The organism is Pseudonocardia kunmingensis (assembly GCF_006716445.1).
Taxonomy (GTDB): Bacteria; Actinomycetota; Actinomycetes; order Mycobacteriales; family Pseudonocardiaceae; genus Pseudonocardia; species Pseudonocardia kunmingensis.
In genome coordinates this window covers 2,342,383-2,360,574 of the sequence record NZ_VFPA01000001.1, presented here as the reverse complement: position 1 = coordinate 2,360,574, position 18,192 = coordinate 2,342,383, and the positions used below count along the sequence as shown (strand labels likewise).

Sequence of the window (18,192 nt, the reverse complement as noted above, 5' to 3'; positions counted from 1 at the left end):
GGTCCATGACCTCCGGCACGGGGCACCGGCCCGATCCGGCGCGACCCTCGTCCTCGACAGCACAGCCGAGGAGGGCACCGCGATGACGACCACCCGGACGACCACCCGCCCGACCGCCCGCAAGCTGGCCCGTTTCACCGGGCACTACGTCGAGATGGTCGTCGCCATGCTCGTCGGCATGGTGGCGCTCGACCCGCTCTGGCCTGCAGAGTGGGTGGCCCGGGCCGACGTGCACGCGCTCGTGATGGCCACGAACATGACGGTCCCGATGGCGCTCTGGATGGGGATCCGCCGCCACTCGTGGCCCCGGATCGCCGAGATGTCGGCCGTGATGTTCCTGCCCTTCGTGGCCCTGCTGGTCCCGTACTGGCTCGGCGTCCTGTCCGGGTCGGGTCTGATGACCGCAGGACACGTGATCATGTTCCCGCTGATGCTCGCCGCCATGCTGTGGCGGCACCGCGAGTACTGGCACTGAGCGGCGGCGGGCAGGATCGCACCCGTGCCGGATCTCGCGACGCTCGACCTCCCCAGCGCCACCGTCGTGCTCCGGGAGGCGGTCGCCGAGGACCTGCCGGACCTCGTGGCGATGCTCGCCGCCGACGAGCTCGGCGCCCACCGGGAGAGCCTGGAGCGGACGCCCGAGGCGCTGCGCCCCTACCGGGAGGCGTTCGACGCGATCGCGGCCGATGCGGCGCAGCTGCTCCTCGTCGCCGCGGACGGCCGGCGCCCGGTCGGCACCCTGCAGCTCAGCTTCCTCCCGGGGCTGTCCCGCCGCGGCGCGTGGCGCGCGCAGATCGAGGCCGTGCGGGTGCACGAGGACTTCCGGGACGGGGGCGTCGGGGCGTGGATGGTCGGGTGGGCGATCGAGGAGGCGCGGCGACGGGGGTGCGCGCTCGTGCAGCTCACCACCGACAAGAGCCGGACCTCGGCCCACCGGTTCTACGAACGGCTGGGCTTCGTCGCCTCGCACGAGGGCATGAAGCTCGCCCTGGAGGCGTAGGACCGCACCCCGGGTGATCAGGTCCCTGTGCAGGGCGGCGCGGCTGTGCCAGTCTTCGGGGATGGCCGCCGTCGAGACGGAGCGGGCAGCGCCGGACGCGCCCGTGGCGACCCTGCTGCCCGGCCGTGGTTACGGGCCGCAGGCCCCGCTGCTGTACTACACCCGCCTGCTGCTGCGCAGCCGCGGCTGGTCGGTGCGCACGCTGCACTGGGAGCGCGTCCCGGACCTCGACCCGGCCGACCACGCGGGCGTGCGCGGCGTCGCCGCCGACGTGCTCGCCACGGCCGATCCCGCACGCGACCTGGTCATCGGCAAGTCGCTCGGCTCCCTCGCGCTGCCCGCGGCGGCGGAGCGGGGGATCCCGGGTATCTGGCTCACCCCGTTGCTGGGCATCGAGGACGTGCGGCGCGCCGCCGCCCGCGCGGCCGGGCGCGCGCTGCTGGTCGGGGGCACCGCCGACCCGTACTGGGACGGGGCCGCAGCCGAGGCCACCGGGGCCGCGGTGCTGGAGGTGCCGGGCGCCGACCACTCCCTCGAACGGCCCGGCGACCTCGACGGCACGCTCCGGGTGCTGTCCACCGTCCTGGCGCGGGTGGCCGATCGGCTCGACGCGCTCGCCGTCGGCTCGTAGCGCGCCATCGGAAACGATCACGGCCTACGCCGGCGGCGCCTCGTAGCTGCGCGCGACGGTCGCCGGTCGGAAGCCGAACCGGGCGTAGAGGTGCTTCGGGGTGTCGTCGACCTCGGCGCCGATGAGCACCGGGCCCGCGCCGTGCGCCCGCGCGTGCCCGACGGCGTGGCGGAGCAGGTCGGTGGCGACGCCGAGGCGCCGGTGGTCCGGGTGCACGAACACGTCCTCGATCATCCCGACCCCCTCGTCGCCCGGCCAGGACGCGATGCAGCCCGCCACCTCGCCGGAGCGCTCGGCGAGCAGGTAGGCGACGCCGAGGCGACGGCGCAGCGCCACCGCCGCGGCCGTGTCCTCGGCGGAGCGGGCGGGCCGGTCGAGGCGCGTGTCCTCCTCGAGGTGGTCGATCCGGAACAGCCGCTGGACGTGCGCCCACCCGGCGTCGTCGGTGACCGGCCGCACCGGGCCGGCGGGGGCCCCGACCGCGGTGCCCGCGGGGAGGACGAGCTGCAGCACGACGTCGAGCCGCCAGCCGTGCAGCGCGAGGTGCGCCTCGGCGGCGGGCGGGGTGTCCGGGTCGACCAGCACGCGCGGGCAGGGCGTGCGCGTGCGCCGCGCGAACTCGACGAGCGCGCCCGCGGGCTCCGCCGTGCGCACCTCGCACAGGAACGTGCCCAGCGGGTGCCCGGGCGCGGCCGGGCTCCGGACCGCGGTGGCGCCGCCCAGGTCGAGCACGTCCGCGCCGAGCGACCAGAACCGCCGCGAGGTCCGGGACACCGCTCGCTCGTCCACGTCCCGATCCTGCCGGACGCTCACGCTAGGCGCGGGAAGACCGCGCCGGGCGGGCCGACGGCGTCGCCGGACCCGAGCCGGGTGAGCAGCCGCGCCGCGCCGTCGGGGAGGAACGGCAGGCACTCGCCTGCCGCGGTCCGGCAGGCGTCGACCAGCCCCGCGAGCACGGCGTCGCGGCGTCCCGCCGCGCGCTCCCACGGTCGTTCCCGCTCCAGCGCGCGGTTGGCGCACTCGACGAACTCGCAGATCGCTCCGGCGGCGGCGCGCAGGTCGAAGCGCTCCAGCGCGTCGTCGATCCGTGCGGGGAGCGCGCGGGCGGCCGCCGCGGGTCCGGGTGGCACGTCGTCGCCCGGCACCAGGCGGCCGCCGCCGGTCCGGTGGGCGAGCACGACGAGCCGCTGGACCAGGTTGCCCAGCCCGCCTGCCAGCTCCCGGTCGGCCCGGTCGACGAGCCGGGCGACCGTGAAGTCGGCGTCGTCGCGGCCCGAGCCTTCCCGGAGCAGCCACCAGCGCACCGCGTCGACGCCGAAACGCTCGACCAGCGCGACCGGGTCCACGCCGGTACCCGCGCTCTTGGAGATCTTCGCGCCCTCGACCGTGAGGTAGGGGTGCACGAACACGGCGGTCGGCAGGGGGAGCCCGGCGGCGGACAGCAGTGCGAGCCAGTGCACCGCGTGGAACCGGACGATCCCCTTGCCGACGACGTGCACGCGTTCGGCGGACCGCACCCACCACCGCGCCAGCGCGTCGTCGTCGCTGTCGCCGCTGCCGTCGTCGCCGTAGCCCAGCGCGGTGACGTAGTTGGCGAGCGCGTCCCACCAGACGTAGACGACCTGGTCCGGGTCGCCCGGCACCGGGATGCCCCAGCCGCCTGCCCGCGCGGCCGGGCGCGACACGCTGATGTCGGCGAGGCCCGACCGGACGAAGGCGAGCACCTCGTTGCGCCGCGTCGCCGGCTCGATGCGGACCCGTCCGGACGCGATCGCGTCCTCGACGACCCCCGCGTAGCGCGACAGCCGGAAGAACCAGTTCTCCTCGGCGACGTGCTCGGGCTCGGTCCCGTGCTCGGGGCACGGCCCGTCCACCAGCTCGGCCGTGGCGTAGAACTGCTCGCACCCCGCGCAGTAGCGGCCCTCGTACCGGCGCCGGTACAGGTCGGCCGAGTACCGGCGCCAGAGCAGCTCCACGCCGCGGCGGTGGCGGGGGTCGGCGCCGGTCCGGATGAAGTCGTCGAACGACAGCGACAGCGGCCCGCGCAGCGCGGCGAACCGCGCGGCGCCCGCCGCGACGAACGCGGGCACCTCGACGCCCGCGGCCCGTGCCGCGGTGACGTTCTTGAGCGCGTTCTCGTCGCTCCCGGTCAGGAAGCGCACCGGTTGCCCGCGGCGGCGCCGGTGCCGGGCGAGCACGTCGGCCTGCACCAGCTCGAGCGCGTGCCCGAGGTGCGGGGCCGCGTTGACGTAGGGGATGGCGGTGGTGATGTAGAAGCCGTTCACGAGTTGTCCTTCCGCCCGCAGGCGACGGACCCCGAGAACGCGGCCCCGCGCTGCGGGGCCTGGTGGGGATGGCTGGGTTTCAGCGCACGCCGGAGGAGCCCCGGGAGGGGCGCATCATGGTCACGGCGGCGCGGTGCACCCGCTCACGGTCGCACGGGGAGCGCGCCGGTCCAAGCCGATTGCGTCAGAGCGCGAGCGTCACGGCCCGTCCGGCCTGGCGGCCGGAGAACAGGCAGCCGCCCAGGAAGGTGCCCTCCAGCGAGCGGTAGCCGTGCACGCCCCCGCCGCCGAAGCCTGCGACCTCGCCCGCGGCGTAGAGGCCGGGGAACGGGGTGGCGTCGGGCCGCAGGACCCGGCCGGTGAGGTCGGTCTGCAGGCCGCCGAGGGTCTTGCGGGTGAGGACGTGCAGCTGCACCGCGATCAGCGGCCCGTTCGACGGGTCGAGGACCTTGTGCGGGGCGGCGGTGCGGACCAGCCGGTCACCGCGGTAGCGCCGCGCCCCACGCAGGGCTGTGACCTGCAGGTCCTTCGTGAACGGGTGGTCGATCTCGCGGTCGCGGGCCACGATCTGGCGCTGCAGGTCCGCGAGGTCGATGAGCGGCTCGTCCGTCAGCCGGTTCATGCCGGCCACGAGCTCGGGCAGGGTGTCGGCCACGACGAAGTCGGCGCCGTGCTCCTTGAACGCCTCCACCGGGCCCGGCGCGGTGCGCTGCCGGACGCGGGTGAGCACCTTGCGCAGGTCCTTCTCGGTGAGGTCGGGGTTCTGCTCGGAACCGGAGAGCGCGAACTCCTTCTCGATGATCTTCTGGGTGAGCACGAACCAGGAGTGGTCGTAGCCGCTGGTGGTGATCGCCTCCAGCGTCGCGAGGGTGTCGAAGCCGGGGAAGCACGGGGCCGGGAAGCGTCGTCCCCTGGCGTCGAACCACAGCGACGAGGGCCCGGCGAGGATCCGGATGCCGTGCTGCGCCCAGATCGGGTCCCAGTTGCGCACGCCCTCCGTGTAGTGCCACATGCGGTCGCGGTTGACGACGCGCGCGCCTGCCTGCTCGGTGATGCCGAGCAGCCGCCCGTCGACGTGCGCGGGCACCCCGGAGATCATGTTCTTCGGCGCGGGCCCCAGGCGGGACGGCCAGTTGGCCCGCACGAGGTCGTGGTCGCCGCCGATCCCGCCGGACGTGACGATCACGGCCTGCGCGCGCAGCGCGAAGTCGCCGACCCGCGTGCGGGAGCTATCCGTGCCGCGCGCGGCCGCGCTCGGTTCGAGCACCGCGCCGTGCACGCCGTCGACCACTCCGTCGGTGACGGACAGGCCGTCGACGCGGTGGCGGAACCGCAGCTCGACCCGGCCCGCCTCGACCGCATCGCGCACCCGGCGCTCGAACGGCGCGACGACCCCGGGACCGGTGCCCCAGGTGACGTGGAAGCGCGGCACCGAGTTGCCGTGCCCGTCGGCGAGGTGCCCGCCGCGCTCCGCCCAGCCGACGACCGGGAACCAGCGCATGCCCATCCCGTGCAGCCAGGCGCGCTTCTCACCGGACGCGAAGTCCAGGTAGGCGGTGGCCCACTGGCGCCCCCAGAAGTCCTCGCCCGCGGGGTCGTCGACGCCGCGGTCGAAGGCGGCGGTGCCGAGCCAGTCCTGGAGGGCGAGGTCGAGGGAGTCGTGCACGCCCATCCGGCGCTGCTCGGGCGAGTCGACGAGGAACAGCCCGCCGAACGACCAGAACGCCTGCCCGCCGAGGCTCGCCTCCGGTTCCTGGTCGAGCAGCAGCACGGTGCGGCCGGTGTCGGCCAGCTCCGCCGTGGTGACCAGGCCGGCGAGGCCGGCTCCCACCACGATGACGTCGGCGTCCATCCGATCACCCTCCTGGCGACGGGGGAGCCGGTCAAGCACCGGCGCCGCGCCCCGGCAAACCCCCGGCGAGTCTCCCGTTCCGGCACGCCGAGTTGCGCGTCCCGACAGCGTCACCGCCGGATCAGCTCCCGCCCAGCGGGAACTCGGCCACGGTCGTCCACGATCCGGGCTCCCGGGACCCGGTCATCAGCACCGCCGAGCGCACCGTCGCCCGCACCGGCGGCCCGTCCGCGACCTCGGCCGCCGCAGCCCGCAACCGCGGCACCGGCGCCCCGTGCGCGATCGTGAGGTGCGGGGTCACGCCATCGCCGTGGGCTCCCCCGTAGGGCTGCAGCCCGAACCGCCGGGACACCGAGCTCGTCAGTCGCACGAAGGGGCCGGCCGGCTCCGGCGCCCACCACACGACGTCCTCGTCGAACCACGCCACGCGCTCGAACGTGACCTCGAACGGCGGCGCCGCGGCACACACCTCGCCGAGCGCGGCCCGCGCGCCGTCGTCGATCCGGGGCGGGGCCAGGAACGGGAACATGATCGTGACGTGCGCCGGCACGCCGAGCGCGGCGGAGGGGTCGAGCGCGGCGCGCAGCGCTCCCACCCGCGGCTCGGCCTCGGGCACGGGGACGACGACGGCGCTCAGGGTGGGTTCCACGGGGCCGGCGTGCCGGAGCCCGGCCGGCCCCGCGATCATGTTGCGAGCCGATCCAGCAGCACGCCCGGGTTCAGCACACCCCGCGGGTCCAGTGCCGCCTTCGCCGCCCGCAGCGCGGTGGCGAAGACCTCCGGCCGCTGCCGGTCGTAGGCGGGCCGGTGGTCGCGGCCGACGGCGTGGTGGTGGGTGATGGTGGCCCGGTGGCGGCCGAGCACCTCGGTGGCCGCGTGCTTGATCTCGTCCCACTGCGCGAGCTGGGCGCCGATGCGTCCGGCGGCCAGGACGGTGAAGTACGGGGCAGGCCCGTCCGGGTAGAGGTGCGTGAACCGGCAGTTGACGATGCCCGGTGCGCCGCACACCTCCCGCACGGCGGCGCCGACCTCCCGGCGCACGGCCGTGATCAGCTCCTCCGCGCGGTCCCACGTGCACGCCGTCTCGAACGTCTCGACCACCGCGCCGCAGCGGGCCAGCCCGTCCCGGGCGTAGGGCGCGCGCAGGAACGCCGAGCGCCAGGCGCCCACCGCCGTGTCGCCGTCGCGCGGCCCGCTCACGGTGCCGCCGTGCCCCCTGGCGATCTCCACGGCCTCGGCGAGCACGTCACCCACCGGTCCCGCGGCCGACTCCGCCCCGAGCACGAGCACGGCGTGCTCGCCGGTCCCGGCCCCGCTGAACCGCGCCTCGCCGTGGTCGAGCAGGCGGCAGTTCGCGAGCACCGGGCCGGCCTGGCTGATCGCCCGCACCGCCGCCACGGCGTCGCTGAACCCGGTGAACCGCACCGCCGTCGACGCCCGGTGCTCCGGCCGGTCCTGCAGCCGCACCCAGGCCTCGGTGAGGACGCCGAGCGCGCCCTCCGAACCCAGGAACAGCCGGTCCGGTGACGGACCCGCACCCGAGCCGGGTAACCGCCACGACTCGCTCACCCCGGCGGGCGTCACCACGCGCAGCGCCTCCACCGCGTCGTCGATGCGCGTGCGGCCCATCGCGTAGTGCCCGGCCGAGCGGGTGGCGAGCCAGCCGCCGAGCGTGGAGAACTCGAAGCTCTGCGGGAAGTGGCGCAAGGTCAGCCCGTGCGGGCGCAGCTGCTCCTCCAGCACGGGGCCGAGCGCGCCGCACTGCACGCGCGCCGCACGGCTCACGGGGTCGATCTCCAGCACCCGGTCGAGCCGAGTGAGGTCGAGCGAGACGACGCCCGCATGCCCGCCGCCGCGGTACTCGGTGCCGCCGACCACCGAGCTGCCGCCGCCGTACGGGACGACGGCGACGCCGGCGTCACCCGCCCAGTCCAGCACGGCGACGACATCGGCCTCGGTGCGCGGGAACGCGACCAGGTCGGGTGCCGCGGCGAGGTCCCCGGCGAGGGCGCGGACGACGTCGCGGAACGCCTTGCCGTAGGTGTGGGCGGCGCGGTCGCGCGGCGCGGTGGAGAACCGGTCGGCGAGCGCGGCCGGGGGCGGCAGCCGCGACGGCGGCAGGCCGGTCGGGACCGGGACGGGGACCGGTGCTGTGGCGCAGCCCGGGAGAGCCGCGGCGAGCGCGACGCAGGCATCGTCGGGCAGCGCGTCCTCGACCCGACCCCAGCCCCACCACGACCGCGTACCGCTCATGGCCCGATCATCGCGCGATCCCTACGGCGAGCGCTCGGTCGTCCGCCCGGTCGCCGCGTCGTGGCGTTCCTGGGCCGCGAGGACCTCGGGCGTGTGGGTGCCGATCCACGCCACCAGCGCCTTGAGCGGCTCGGCGGCTCCCACCCCGAGCGGTGTCAGCGCATAGGACACCTTGGGCGGCACGGAGGGCTCGACCTCGCGCTCGATCAGTCCGTCTCGGACGAACGCGCGGAGGTTCTGCGACAACATCTTCTCGCTGATCCCGCCGATCCGATCTCGGAGCAGGTAGAAGCGCAGCGGCCCATCGCGCAGGGCGGTCAGGATCAGGATTCCCCAGCGGTTGGTCAGGTGGACGAACACGGTGCGGCCCGGACAGTCGCTGTTGAACGCGTCACTCAACGGGTCGGGCAGATGGCGGGTGTCCTCGACTCCTACCGGCACGACCTGAGCGTACCCGTAGGTATGCCCTTACGGGAAGTAAGCCGCCTTCTTACGGTTTGCCCATGCCACCTCTTCCCGTCGACATCTGGTTCGATCTCGTCTGCCCCTGGTGCGGCATCGGCAAGCGGCGGTTCGAGGCCGCGCTCGCCGAGTTCGAGCATCGGGACGACGTGCGGGTCCGGTGGCGCAGCTTCGAGCTCGACCCGCATGCCCCCCGCGACGCCACGCTGACCATCCCGGAACGCATGCAGCAGGACCTCGGCCTGACGGCGCGGCAGGCCGAGGAGGGCGCGGCGGGGCTCACGGCGCTCGCTGCGGAGCTGGGCCTGGTCTACCGGCTGGCCGCGGCGCGCCCGGTCAACAGCTTCGACGCCCACCGCCTCCTGCACGCGGCTGCAGGCCGCGGGCTCGGTGACGCCGTACGCGAGCGGCTGATGGTGGCCTACACGGGCGAGGGCGCCCACCTCGCCGATCACGCGACGTTGGCCGCACTGGCCTCCGAGGTCGGGTTTCCCGCCGCGGACGCCCGCACCGTACTGGCGGGCGACGACCACACCGACGCCGTACGCGCCGACGAGGAGCAGGCCGCCCGCATCGGGGTGACCGGCGTCCCGACCGTCGTCATCGCAGGTCGTCGGATCACCGGCGCCCAGCCCCCTGATCTCCTCCTCGCGGAGCTCGGCGCGGCGTGGCGCAATGCCGGCCGGATCTCGCTCGACCGTTCCGGAGACCTGTCATGAAGGCCGATGTCCCGATGCGCGCGAGCTGGCGGGAGTGGACGGGCCTCGCCGTCCTCGCACTCCCCGCCGTGCTCGTGATGATCGACATGAGCGTGCTCCACCTGGCTGTGCCCCGTCTCGCCGCCGACCTCGATCCCAGCGCCTCCCAGCTCCTGTGGATCACCGACGTCTACGGGTTCCTCATCGCGGGATCGCTGATCACGATGGGCGCACTCGGCGATCGCATCGGTCGCCGCCGGATCCTGCTCATCGGCGCAGCGGCCTTCGGCGCGGCCTCGGTGCTCGCCGCGTACGCATCCAGCGCCGAGATGCTGATCGCCGCTCGCGCGCTGCTCGGGATCGCGGGGGCGGCCCTGGGCCCGTCCACACTGTCGCTGATCAGCGTCATGTTCCGCGACCCGCGGCAGCGCACCACCGCGATCACCGTGTGGATGGCCGGCTTCATGGGCGGCGGGGCGGTGGGGCCGCTCGTCGGTGGCGTGATGCTGGAGTACTTCTGGTGGGGATCGGTGTTCCTCGCGGCGGTGCCGGTGATGGTGCTGCTGCTGACGGTCGGCCCGGTGCTGCTTCCCGAGCACCGGGCCGCCCACCCCGGCAGGCTGGACCTGCCGAGCGCGGCGTTGTCGCTGACCGCGACGCTGGCGGTCGTCTACGGCATCAAGGAGATGGCCGCGGGCGGTCTCGACCTGCACCCCGCGCTGATCGTCGCGGCCGGACTGGCCGTCGGCGTGCTGTTCGTGCGGCGGCAGCAACGGCTGGCCGACCCCCTGCTGGACCTGTCGCTGTTCCGGAACCGGAACTTCTCGGTGTCGCTCGGCACGCTGACCGTCACCGTGATCTTCATGGTGGGCACCCAGTTCCTCATGGCCCAGTACATGCAGATGGTCCTGGGGCTCTCCCCGCTCCACGCGGGCTTGTGGGGACTGCCGCTGGTGATCGCGGGAACACGTCGATCTTCGTCGCCTCGGCGCTGGCGGGCGCCGTCCACCGCGCCCACATCTTCGGCGCCGGCCTGCTCGTCGCGGCTGCGGGCTTCGGCGTTCTCACCCGGGCCGACGTCACGGCGGGGCTTCCCGTGGTCGTGGTCGGGTCCGCGCTGCTGTTCGCCGGACTCATGCCGGTGTCCGCGCTCGGCATCGACATGATCGTTGGTGCCGCCCCTCCAGGACAGGCGGGGTCGGCGGCCGCGGTGGGCGAGACCACCCAGGAGCTGGGTGGTGCCTTGGGAATCGCGCTCATCGGCAGCCTCGTCACGACGATCTACCACCGCCGGATGTCCGACGCGGTACCGGAAGTAGTGCGATCCGCGGCGCCGGGCGCCGTGGACACCCTGGCGGGGGCGCTGGCCGCGGCGGGTCGGCTTCCCGGATCCGCTGGATCCGAGCTCGTCTCGACGGCCCGTGCCGCCTTCACCGACGGACTGCAACTGACCGCAGCCATCGCGATCCCCCTGCTCGTGGTCCTGGCAGTCGTGTCCGTGGCCCTGCTGCGGCAGGTGCGACCCCACGTCGGACCTCCGGCCGACGAGCCCGTGCCGTGGGCCTGATCGGGTGATCTCGCATCGATCCGCAGCGGTGCGGGACGTCCGGCTTCAGGATCGGGGGATGCGAGCGTGGGCGGTTCCCGTGGCGGCCGCGCTGCTCTGCGCGGCGTGGGCCGGACCCGCCGAGCCGGCGCCGCGGTCGGTGGCCCACGCGCAGGAGCAGCCTCTCGCGCCGGTCCGGGTGAGCGACGACGGGCGCTTCTTCGTCCACGCCGACGGCAGGCCGTTCTTCTGGCTCGCCGACACGGCGTGGAGCATCTTCGTCAACCTCGACCGTGCGGAGGTGCAGCGCTACCTCGACGCCCGGGCGGCGCAGGGTTTCACCGTGATCCAGGCCGTGGCGGTGTTCCCGCAGGCCGGTGGCCCGGGCCCGAACCGCTACGGCCACGACCCCCTCGCCGAGGGGATGACCCCGGCGGTGAGCGACTCCGGGGACGACTACTGGGACCACGTCGACTTCGTGATCGACGCCGCCGCCGAGCGCGGCCTGCGGATCGGGCTGCTCCCGGTGTGGGCCGACAAGCAGGCGGGCGAGCTCGTCACCACCGAGAACGCGGGGGCGTACGGCGAGTTCCTCGGCGCTCGCTACCGCGACCGCGTCGTGTGGATCATGGGTGGCGACTCCGGCGCCGACGGGGTCGAGGACGTCTGGCGCGCGCTCGCCGAGGGCGTGGCGGTCGGGGCCAACGGCCGGCCCGACCACACCGGCCTGCTGATGACCTACCACCCGCGCGGCGACCAGACCTCGGCCGAGTGGTTCCACGACGACGAGTGGCTGTCGTTCAACATGCTGCAGGGCGGGCACTGCCGACGCTGGGACAACCTGCTCGGGCTGATCGAGGGCAACTACGCGCGGACGCCGCCCAAACCGTTCCTCGACGGCGAGTCGATCTACGAGGACCACCCGATCTGCTGGAAGCCCGAGGACGGCTTCTCCACGCCGGAGGACGTGCGCCGCAACGCCTACTGGAGCGTCTTCGGCGGCGCGGCCGGGCACACCTACGGCCACCACGCCGTATGGCAGTTCCTCATCGAGGACGGGGACGCATCGCTCGGCGCGCGGGGCACGTGGACCGAGGCGCTCGACTTCCCGGCGGGGCAGCAGATGCGGCACCTGCGCGCATTGGTGGAGTCGCGCCCCTACCTCACGCGGATCCCCGACCAGTCGGTCGTCGACGGCAGCGGTGTGCGGGCCACGCGGGACGCCGACGGCTCCTACCTGATGGCCTACACCACGGACGGGGCGGCGTTCGCGGTCGACACCACGGTGCTCACGGGCGACGCGCTGCGGGCGTGGTGGTACGACCCGCGGACGGGCACCGCTACGGACGCCGGCACGGTCGAGCGGGGCGCATCGGTCGAGTTCGGCCCGCCCGAGGAGACCGACTGGGTCCTCGTCGTCGACGACGCCGCCCGCGGATTCGGTCCCCCCGGCTCGTGAACTCCTGTCCACGCACGACCGCGGAGCGGCGATCACCCGCTGTAGGGTCGATGCCGTGGCGAAGCTCGAGGTGGATGCGGAACCGGGCGAGGTCGGGTTCGACGCGGAGCGGTTGCAGCGGGTCGGTGCGCACTTCCGCCGCTACGTCGACGACGGGAAGCTCGCGGGGTGGACGATCGCGGTCGCCCGGCGCGGCCGGGTGGCGCTGCTCGAGCACCACGGTCTGGCCGATGTCGAGGCGCAGCGGCCGGTCACCGACGACACGCTCTGGCGCATCTACTCGATGACCAAGCCGATCACCTCGGTGGCCGCGCTGATGCTCTACGAGCGCGGGGCGTTCGAGCTCACCGACCCGGTGTCACGCTTCATCCCGGAGTTCGCCGACGTGCGCGTCTACGCCGCGGGCTCGGCGGCCAACCCGAGCACCGTGCCGGCCGTCGAGCCGGTGCGGATCTGGCACCTGCTCACCCACACCGCGGGTCTCACCTACGGCTGGCACCACGCCCACGCCGTCGACGAGGTGTACCGGTCCAAGGGCTTCGAGTTCGGGGCGCCCCGCGGGATGGACCTGGAGGCGGCCTGCGCGACGTGGGCCGGCCTGCCGCTGCTGTTCCAGCCGGGCAGCGAGTGGAACTACTCGGTGGCCACGGACGTGCTGGGCCGGGTCGTCGAGGTGGCATCCGGCAAGCCGTTCGACGCGTTCCTGGCCGACGAGGTGTTCGCACCGCTCGGCATGGACGACACGGCGTTCTGGGTCGGGCCCGACGACCTCGAGCGGCTCGCCGCGCTGTACGTGCTCAACCCGGCGGGCGGGCTGCTGCGCAACGCTGCGATGGGCGACGCCGCCACGCGCGAGCCCACCTTCCTCTCCGGTGGCGGCGGGCTGGTCTCCACCGCGGCCGACTACCACCGCTTCACCCAGATGCTCGCCCGCGGCGGCGAGCTCGACGGCGCCCGCCTGCTCGGCCCGCACACCGTCGCCTACATGACCCGCAACCACCTGCCCGGCGGCGCCGACCTCGACACGTTCGGCAGGCCGCTGCACGCCGAGTCCGCCTTCCGCGGTGTCGGGTTCGGGCTCGGGGTGTCCGTGGTCACCGACGCCGCGGCCGGCAAGGCCGTCACCCACGACGGTGAGTTCGCCTGGGGCGGGCTCGCGAGCACCGCGTTCTACGTCGATCCCGTTGCGGAGGTCACCGCGATGTTCTTCACGCAGCTCATGCCTTCGAGCGCGTACCCGATCCGCCCGCAGCTGCGGTCGCTGGTCAACCAGGCCCTGGTGGGCTGAGCCGTGTCGAACGCGCTCGCGCTCACGATCCGGGTGGTGGTGGTCGCCGTCAGCCTGTGGGTCGCCACCCTGATCGTCCCCGGCATCGACAACACGGCGGGCACCACCGGCTCGCGGATCGGCACGCTCGTCGTCGTCGCGCTCATCTTCGGTCTGGTCAACGCGGTGCTGAAGCCGCTGATCAAGGTGGTCGGCTGCCCGTTCTACATCCTGACGCTCGGCCTGATCGGGCTGGTCGTCAACGCGCTGCTGTTCATGCTCGTCGGCTACCTCGCCGAGGGCATCGGGCTGCCGTTCACCGTCGGCGGGTTCGGCGCGGCGTTCTTCGGGGCGATCGTGGTCGGCGTGGTCGGGTTCATCCTCCACGTCCTCATCCCCGACCGGCTCGACCAGCGTTAGACGGGCCAGGTCTCCCGCCGGTACCCGGCGTCCCAGAACATCCACTCGTAGGTCGAGGTCCGGCGGAAGTGCTGGCGCAGCAGCGCGCTCTCCCCGTCGGAGAGCGTCTCGCCCACGCGGTCGGTGAGGTCCAGCACGGAGTCGACGACCGCCTGGAACTCGTTGCCGCCGTACGTCGCGATCCACCGGGCGTAGAGCGGGTCGGGCGAGCTGCGGGCCAGCAGCTCGTCGCCGATGCGCGCGTAGATCCAGTAGCAGGGGAGCACCGCGCCCAGCGCCTCGGCGAAGGACCCGCCGTAGCCGGTGGCGAGCAGGTAGCTGACGTAGGCCTGCGTGGTGGGCGCGACCGGCTCCAGCGCGGCCTCCTCCGGCGACGAGCCCAGATCGCCCATCAACGCCGCGTGCAGCTCGCGCTCGGCCGCGATCGCCGACGCCGCGTGCTCGGCGAACATCACCGTGCCGTCCTCGTCCGGTGCCTTCGCGGCGCAGATCGCGAGGGCCCGCGCGTACCCACGCAGGTAGTGCGCGTCCTGCACGATGTAGTGCCGGAAGGACTCGCGCGGCAGCGTGCCGTCGGCCAGCCCGGTGAGGAACGGGTGGGTGAGGATCGCGGCGTAGACGTCCTCCACGTCCGCCCAGAGGACGTCGCGGGTGCGCAGTGCGGAGCGGGCCGGGGTCACCATGGCCCCGACGCTACGACGTCGCCGGGCCTGCGCGGAACCGTCCGTTTGCCTCCCGTCGCCACGGGAACGCTGATGAGACATCGGTCACTCGGTGCTCCGGAGGGCCGTGGTGGGTGGGTCACGATGGGTGCCACCACGGTCGCGACTCACCGCCGAGCGTCGAACCGCCACGCACGCGGAGGTGAGCCGGACATGGATCCCGCACCGATGGACCACCACGAGAAGATGCGGCTGCGCGCGGCGGCGTTCCGCGCCACCCGCCTGTACCCCGGCCCGGTCGGCGAGCTGCTCTCCCGCGAGCTGCTCACCTGGGAGGAGTTCGGGTACCGCCTCGGTGGCGAGCAGCTCGTCATGCGGCTGGTCGACCACGTGTTGAAGGCGCCGATGCCGCAGCAGGACGCGGCGTAGGCGCGACTACCGCTCGAACGTCGCCGTCACCGTCTCGTCGCCGGCCGGCATGCCGTCGGCGAGCGCCCCCGCGGTGGCCGCCAGCACGAGCATCGCGGTCAGCGTGACGAGGCTGCCGACCCGGCCGACGACCTCGACACCGGCGCGCATCCGCGCGGCCCGGCGCGCGTGGGCGTCGGCGGAGAAGCGGGGCAGCGCTGCAGGGGCGGGCATGCCGGTGGTATCGCCCGTCGTTACCCCGTCGTTAGCGAGTGCTGGTCAGGCGGTCGCGCAAGGTGCGCTTGAGGACCTTCCCGGCCGCCGACACCGGGATCTCGTCCACCAGGTGCAGCTCGCGCAACCGCTTGTAGGGCAGCACCTGCGCGTTCACGGCCTCCATCAGTGCGGGCGCGTCCCCCTCGGCGAGGCCGGGTGCCACGACGAACGCCACCGGCAGCTCACCGGCCATCGTGTCCGGCCGCCCGACCACGGCGGCTCCGGTGACTCCGGGTTGCGCGAACAGCAGCTCCTCCAGCTCCCGCGGGTACACGTTGTAGCCCTTGTAGAGCAGCATGTCCTTCTTGCGGTCGACGATGGAGAGGTAGCCGTCCTCGTCGAGGACGCCGATGTCGCCGGTGCGCAGCCACCCGTCCACGAGCACGGCCGCGTTCTCCTCGGGCCGGTTGCGGTACCCCGTCATGACCTGGGGACCGCGGATGCACACCTCGCCCGGCTCACCGGTGGGCAGGGGTGCGAGGTCGGCACCCGCCGGGTCGACGATGCGGACCTCCGTGTCGGGCACCGGCAGCCCGACGGTGCCCACCTTGCGCACCGCGGACCGGGCGGCCGGGCCGATCGTGGCGCCCATCGTGACCTCGGTGAGGCCGTAGCCCTCGGTGATGACGACGTCGTCGCCGAACCGGCGCTGCAGCGCCTGGATCAGCTCGACCGGGAGCGGGGCCGCCCCCGAGGAGATGCCGCGGACGTGCGACAGGTCGCGGGTGGCGAAGTCCGGGTGCCGCACGAGCGCGCCGAACAGCGGCGGCGCGCCGCCCATGCCGGTGACCGCGAAGCGCTCGGCGTCGGCGAGGTAGGCGCCCGGGTCGAACCGGTCGTGCAGCACGATGGTGCCGCCGGTCAGCACCGGGACGTTCAACCCGCCGATGGTGCCCATCGCGTGGAACCACGGGGTGAGGTTGATGGCGACGCCCGTGCCCAGGCGCACGGGGTGCTCCTCGGGCGGCGAGACCTGGTCGAGCACCACGCCGCCCGCGTCGTCGCGCGCCGGCACCGAGCCGCTGCCCCCGCACGCGTACTGCAGGGAGTTGACCACCACGTTGCGGTGCGGCAGCTGCACGCCCTTCGAACGGCCGGTCGTCCCGCCGGTGTAGGCCAGGTGCGCGAGGTCGTTCCGCACGTCGATCGGCACGTCCGGCGGGGTGGTCGGGGCGCAGGCGTGGAACTCCTCGAAGTCCTGGGCACCCGGCACGGCGTCGAGCTCGACCCGGCGGCCCGGGTCGAGGGCCTGCGCGCGGTCGGTGACCAGTACGAGTCGCACGGCCGTCCGGTCGCGCACCGCGGCGAGGGCCGGAGCCGCCGGAACCCAGGTCACGGCGGCCACCGCGCCGCAGTCGGCGAGCTGGGCGGCGAGGTCGGCCGGTGGCAGCAGGGGGTTGGCGGGCGAGAACGTGGCGCCCGCCAGCAGGATGCCGTAGTAGGCGATCGGGTACTGCGGGCAGTTCGGCAGGTGGATCGCGACCACGTCGCCGCGCCCGATCCCGGCGCCGATCAGGGAGTGCGCGAACGCCGCCGCGCGCTCCTGCAGCTGCGCGTACGTCAGCTCGCGGCCGTAGTAGTGCACCGCCGGACGCGGGCCGAAGCGTCGCGCCGCGCCCGCGAGCAGCGCCCCGACCGGCGCATCCGGGTACTCCAGGGACGTGGCCGTCACCGGGCACCGCCGGGCGTGAACGCCACCGGCAGGCTCTTGATCCCGTTGATGAACATCGACTGCAACCGCCGGGGCGGTGCGGTGGCAGCGATGTCGGGCACCCGGGTGAGCAGCTCGCGGAACATCACCGTCATCTCGCGGCGCGCGAGGTGGGCGCCGAGGCAGAAGTGCGGCCCGGCGCCGCCGAAGCCGACGTGCGGGTTGGGGGAGCGGCGCACGTCGAACGCGTCCGGGTCGCGGAAGTGCGCGGGGTCCCGGTTGGCGGCCCAGTAGAACAGCGCGACCTTGTCGCCCTCTCGCATCTGCTGCCCGCCGAGCACCGCGTCGGTGGCCAGCGTGCGGCGCATGAAGATCACCGGGGACGCCCAGCGGACGATCTCCTCCACCGCGGTGGGCGTGACGCCGTCGAGGTCGGCCAGCCATGCGGCGCGCTGCTCCGGGTGCTCGGTGAGCAGGTGCAGGCCCCAGCTGATCGCGTTGCGCGTGGTCTCGTTCCCGGCCACGACCAGGAGGATGAAGAAGCTGGCGAGCTCGTCGGGGGTGAGTCGTTCACCGTCGACCTCCGCGTTCACCAGGGCGGAGGTGACGTCGTCGGTGGGGTTCTCGACGCGGTACCTGCCGAGGTCGCGCATCAGTTCTGCGAGCTCGTGCCCGGCCTGCAGCAGCGCGGTGATGATGTTCTCCGCGTCAGGCACGTACTCCGGGTCGCTGGCGCCCAGGATGATGTTGGAGCGGTCGAACACGAACTCGTACTGGCTCACCGGCACGCCCATCATGTCGCACACGATCTTCAGCGGCAGCCGGGCCGAGATCGCGGTGACCGCGTCGCACTCGCCGTGCTCGATCACGTCGTCGACGATGGTGCGCGCGGTGCGCTGAACCTCCTCGGTGAGCCCGGCCAGCCGCTTCGGCGTGAACCCGCGGGACACGATGCGCCGCAACCGGGCGTGCCGGGGGTCGTCCATGTTGATCATCGAGCCGTAGAACTCGAGGAACTCCGGCGGCATGTCCACGACGTTCGTGGCGCCCTTCCCGGAGGTGAACACCGAGGCGTTGCGACTGGCCTCGGCGAGGTCGTCGTGCCGGGTGAGGGCCCAGAAACCGGGTCCCTTGGGCAGCGGCCCCAGCTCCGGTTCCGGGTAGAACGGCACCGGTTCGCGCTCGCGCAGGGCGGCGAACGCGGCCGCGCGTTCCGCGATCGGTGCCGTCCAGAAGCCGTGGACGTCGGACAGGTCCGGTCGCCCGGTCCAGGTGCTGCCCTCGGTGCTCGTGCCCGTCGGCGCCATCGCCGAGCCTCCTCG

At 73.9% G+C, this 18,192-nt stretch carries 20 protein-coding genes; 10 read left to right on the top strand and 10 right to left on the bottom strand.

The window, feature by feature from the left end; all coding sequences use genetic code 11:
- Positions 1 to 82: 82 nt before the first annotated feature.
- The 3 genes from FB558_RS11295 to FB558_RS11285 all read left to right on the top strand — a co-directional run bounded on the left by FB558_RS11295 (position 83) and on the right by FB558_RS11285 (position 1,631).
- The gene (locus tag FB558_RS11295) at positions 83 to 475 is read left to right on the top strand and encodes a hypothetical protein (RefSeq protein ID WP_142051434.1); all 393 of its coding nucleotides are present in this window, start codon (positions 83 to 85) and stop codon (positions 473 to 475) included.
- Between the two features lie 111 nt (positions 476 to 586).
- Positions 587 to 1,000, top strand: a complete 414-nt coding sequence (locus tag FB558_RS11290) for a GNAT family N-acetyltransferase (protein ID WP_142053995.1) — start codon at positions 587 to 589, stop codon at positions 998 to 1,000.
- A 61-nt stretch (positions 1,001 to 1,061) separates the two neighbouring features.
- Positions 1,062 to 1,631, top strand: a complete 570-nt coding sequence (locus FB558_RS11285; RefSeq protein WP_142051430.1) for an alpha/beta hydrolase — start codon at positions 1,062 to 1,064, stop codon at positions 1,629 to 1,631.
- 24 nt (positions 1,632 to 1,655) lie between these two features.
- On the opposite strand, the gene FB558_RS11280 is transcribed toward FB558_RS11285, so the two are convergent.
- The 6 genes from FB558_RS11280 to FB558_RS11255 all read right to left on the bottom strand — a co-directional run bounded on the left by FB558_RS11280 (position 1,656) and on the right by FB558_RS11255 (position 8,462).
- Positions 1,656 to 2,420: a GNAT family N-acetyltransferase gene (locus FB558_RS11280; protein ID WP_142051427.1), complete on the bottom strand. Its 765-nt coding sequence runs from the start codon at positions 2,418 to 2,420 to the stop codon at positions 1,656 to 1,658.
- A 20-nt stretch (positions 2,421 to 2,440) separates the two neighbouring features.
- Positions 2,441 to 3,916 (bottom strand): methionine--tRNA ligase, encoded by a 1,476-nt coding sequence (gene metG, locus FB558_RS11275; protein ID WP_142051424.1) that lies wholly within the window; start codon positions 3,914 to 3,916, stop codon positions 2,441 to 2,443.
- Between the two features lie 184 nt (positions 3,917 to 4,100).
- Complete coding sequence (locus tag FB558_RS11270; RefSeq protein WP_142051421.1) at positions 4,101 to 5,768, bottom strand: FAD-binding dehydrogenase; 1,668 nt, start codon at positions 5,766 to 5,768, stop codon at positions 4,101 to 4,103.
- Positions 5,769 to 5,889: 121 nt separating this feature from the next.
- Positions 5,890 to 6,417, bottom strand: coding sequence for a 2'-5' RNA ligase family protein (locus FB558_RS11265; protein WP_246106366.1), 528 nt, complete (start codon positions 6,415 to 6,417; stop codon positions 5,890 to 5,892).
- 35 nt (positions 6,418 to 6,452) lie between these two features.
- On the bottom strand, positions 6,453 to 8,021 hold the full coding sequence (locus FB558_RS11260; protein ID WP_142051415.1) for an FAD-binding oxidoreductase: 1,569 nt from the start codon (positions 8,019 to 8,021) through the stop codon (positions 6,453 to 6,455).
- A 21-nt stretch (positions 8,022 to 8,042) separates the two neighbouring features.
- The gene (locus FB558_RS11255; protein ID WP_142051412.1) at positions 8,043 to 8,462 is read right to left on the bottom strand and encodes a winged helix-turn-helix transcriptional regulator; all 420 of its coding nucleotides are present in this window, start codon (positions 8,460 to 8,462) and stop codon (positions 8,043 to 8,045) included.
- Positions 8,463 to 8,524: 62 nt separating this feature from the next.
- Here FB558_RS11255 and FB558_RS11250 point away from each other — a divergent pair, with 62 nt between their 5' ends.
- From FB558_RS11250 to FB558_RS11230, 6 genes are read left to right on the top strand one after another with little or no spacing between them, the layout of a single operon-like run.
- Entirely contained in the window at positions 8,525 to 9,202 is a 678-nt protein-coding gene (locus tag FB558_RS11250; RefSeq protein WP_142051409.1) for a DsbA family oxidoreductase, read from the top strand.
- The gene (locus tag FB558_RS11245) at positions 9,199 to 10,347 is read left to right on the top strand and encodes an MFS transporter (RefSeq protein ID WP_342787300.1); all 1,149 of its coding nucleotides are present in this window, start codon (positions 9,199 to 9,201) and stop codon (positions 10,345 to 10,347) included. Before FB558_RS11250 ends, FB558_RS11245 begins: the two co-directional genes overlap by 4 nt.
- Complete coding sequence (locus tag FB558_RS45485) at positions 10,278 to 10,748, top strand: MFS transporter (RefSeq protein WP_342787299.1); 471 nt, start codon at positions 10,278 to 10,280, stop codon at positions 10,746 to 10,748. The genes FB558_RS11245 and FB558_RS45485 overlap by 70 nt, the downstream gene beginning before the upstream one ends.
- A gap of 58 nt (positions 10,749 to 10,806) precedes the next feature.
- Positions 10,807 to 12,186 (top strand): glycoside hydrolase family 140 protein, encoded by a 1,380-nt coding sequence (locus FB558_RS11240; protein ID WP_142051406.1) that lies wholly within the window; start codon positions 10,807 to 10,809, stop codon positions 12,184 to 12,186.
- A gap of 55 nt (positions 12,187 to 12,241) precedes the next feature.
- Positions 12,242 to 13,474: a serine hydrolase domain-containing protein gene (locus FB558_RS11235; RefSeq protein ID WP_142051404.1), complete on the top strand. Its 1,233-nt coding sequence runs from the start codon at positions 12,242 to 12,244 to the stop codon at positions 13,472 to 13,474.
- Positions 13,475 to 13,477: 3 nt separating this feature from the next.
- Complete coding sequence (locus FB558_RS11230; RefSeq protein WP_142051402.1) at positions 13,478 to 13,873, top strand: phage holin family protein; 396 nt, start codon at positions 13,478 to 13,480, stop codon at positions 13,871 to 13,873.
- On the opposite strand, the gene tenA is transcribed toward FB558_RS11230, so the two are convergent.
- Entirely contained in the window at positions 13,870 to 14,556 is a 687-nt protein-coding gene (gene tenA / locus FB558_RS11225) for a thiaminase II (RefSeq protein ID WP_142051399.1), read from the bottom strand. The two genes, FB558_RS11230 and tenA, sit on opposite strands and share 4 nt — an antisense overlap.
- 192 nt (positions 14,557 to 14,748) lie before the next feature.
- On the opposite strand from tenA, the gene FB558_RS11220 reads away from it, so the two are divergent.
- Positions 14,749 to 14,964 (top strand): hypothetical protein, encoded by a 216-nt coding sequence (locus tag FB558_RS11220; protein WP_246106365.1) that lies wholly within the window; start codon positions 14,749 to 14,751, stop codon positions 14,962 to 14,964.
- A 6-nt stretch (positions 14,965 to 14,970) separates the two neighbouring features.
- Here FB558_RS11220 and FB558_RS11215 read toward each other — a convergent pair whose 3' ends face one another.
- The 3 genes from FB558_RS11215 to FB558_RS11205 are packed head-to-tail and all read right to left on the bottom strand — an operon-like array spanning position 14,971 to position 18,177.
- Complete coding sequence (locus tag FB558_RS11215; protein ID WP_142051396.1) at positions 14,971 to 15,177, bottom strand: hypothetical protein; 207 nt, start codon at positions 15,175 to 15,177, stop codon at positions 14,971 to 14,973.
- A gap of 31 nt (positions 15,178 to 15,208) precedes the next feature.
- Positions 15,209 to 16,891, bottom strand: a complete 1,683-nt coding sequence (locus FB558_RS11210; RefSeq protein ID WP_142051394.1) for a class I adenylate-forming enzyme family protein — start codon at positions 16,889 to 16,891, stop codon at positions 15,209 to 15,211.
- Positions 16,888 to 18,177, bottom strand: coding sequence for a cytochrome P450 (locus tag FB558_RS11205; protein WP_142051391.1), 1,290 nt, complete (start codon positions 18,175 to 18,177; stop codon positions 16,888 to 16,890). The genes FB558_RS11210 and FB558_RS11205 overlap by 4 nt, the downstream gene beginning before the upstream one ends.
- Positions 18,178 to 18,192 lie beyond the last annotated feature (15 nt).

Bases quoted from the DNA above. Each gene is read 5' to 3' on its own strand.
- FB558_RS11295 (WP_142051434.1), top strand. From the start codon at position 83: ATGACGACCACCCGGACGACCACCCGCCCGACCGCCCGCAAGCTGGCC.
- FB558_RS11290 (WP_142053995.1), top strand. From the start codon at position 587: ATGCTCGCCGCCGACGAGCTCGGCGCCCACCGGGAGAGCCTGGAGCGG.
- FB558_RS11285 (WP_142051430.1), top strand. From the start codon at position 1,062: ATGGCCGCCGTCGAGACGGAGCGGGCAGCGCCGGACGCGCCCGTGGCG.
- FB558_RS11270 (WP_142051421.1), bottom strand. From the start codon at position 5,768: ATGGACGCCGACGTCATCGTGGTGGGAGCCGGCCTCGCCGGCCTGGTC.
- FB558_RS11260 (WP_142051415.1), bottom strand. From the start codon at position 8,021: ATGAGCGGTACGCGGTCGTGGTGGGGCTGGGGTCGGGTCGAGGACGCG.
- FB558_RS11250 (WP_142051409.1), top strand. From the start codon at position 8,525: ATGCCACCTCTTCCCGTCGACATCTGGTTCGATCTCGTCTGCCCCTGG.
- FB558_RS11245 (WP_342787300.1), top strand. From the start codon at position 9,199: ATGAAGGCCGATGTCCCGATGCGCGCGAGCTGGCGGGAGTGGACGGGC.
- FB558_RS11240 (WP_142051406.1), top strand. From the start codon at position 10,807: ATGCGAGCGTGGGCGGTTCCCGTGGCGGCCGCGCTGCTCTGCGCGGCG.
- tenA (WP_142051399.1), bottom strand. From the start codon at position 14,556: ATGGTGACCCCGGCCCGCTCCGCACTGCGCACCCGCGACGTCCTCTGG.
- FB558_RS11220 (WP_246106365.1), top strand. From the start codon at position 14,749: ATGGATCCCGCACCGATGGACCACCACGAGAAGATGCGGCTGCGCGCG.
- FB558_RS11215 (WP_142051396.1), bottom strand. From the start codon at position 15,177: ATGCCCGCCCCTGCAGCGCTGCCCCGCTTCTCCGCCGACGCCCACGCG.
- FB558_RS11205 (WP_142051391.1), bottom strand. From the start codon at position 18,177: ATGGCGCCGACGGGCACGAGCACCGAGGGCAGCACCTGGACCGGGCGA.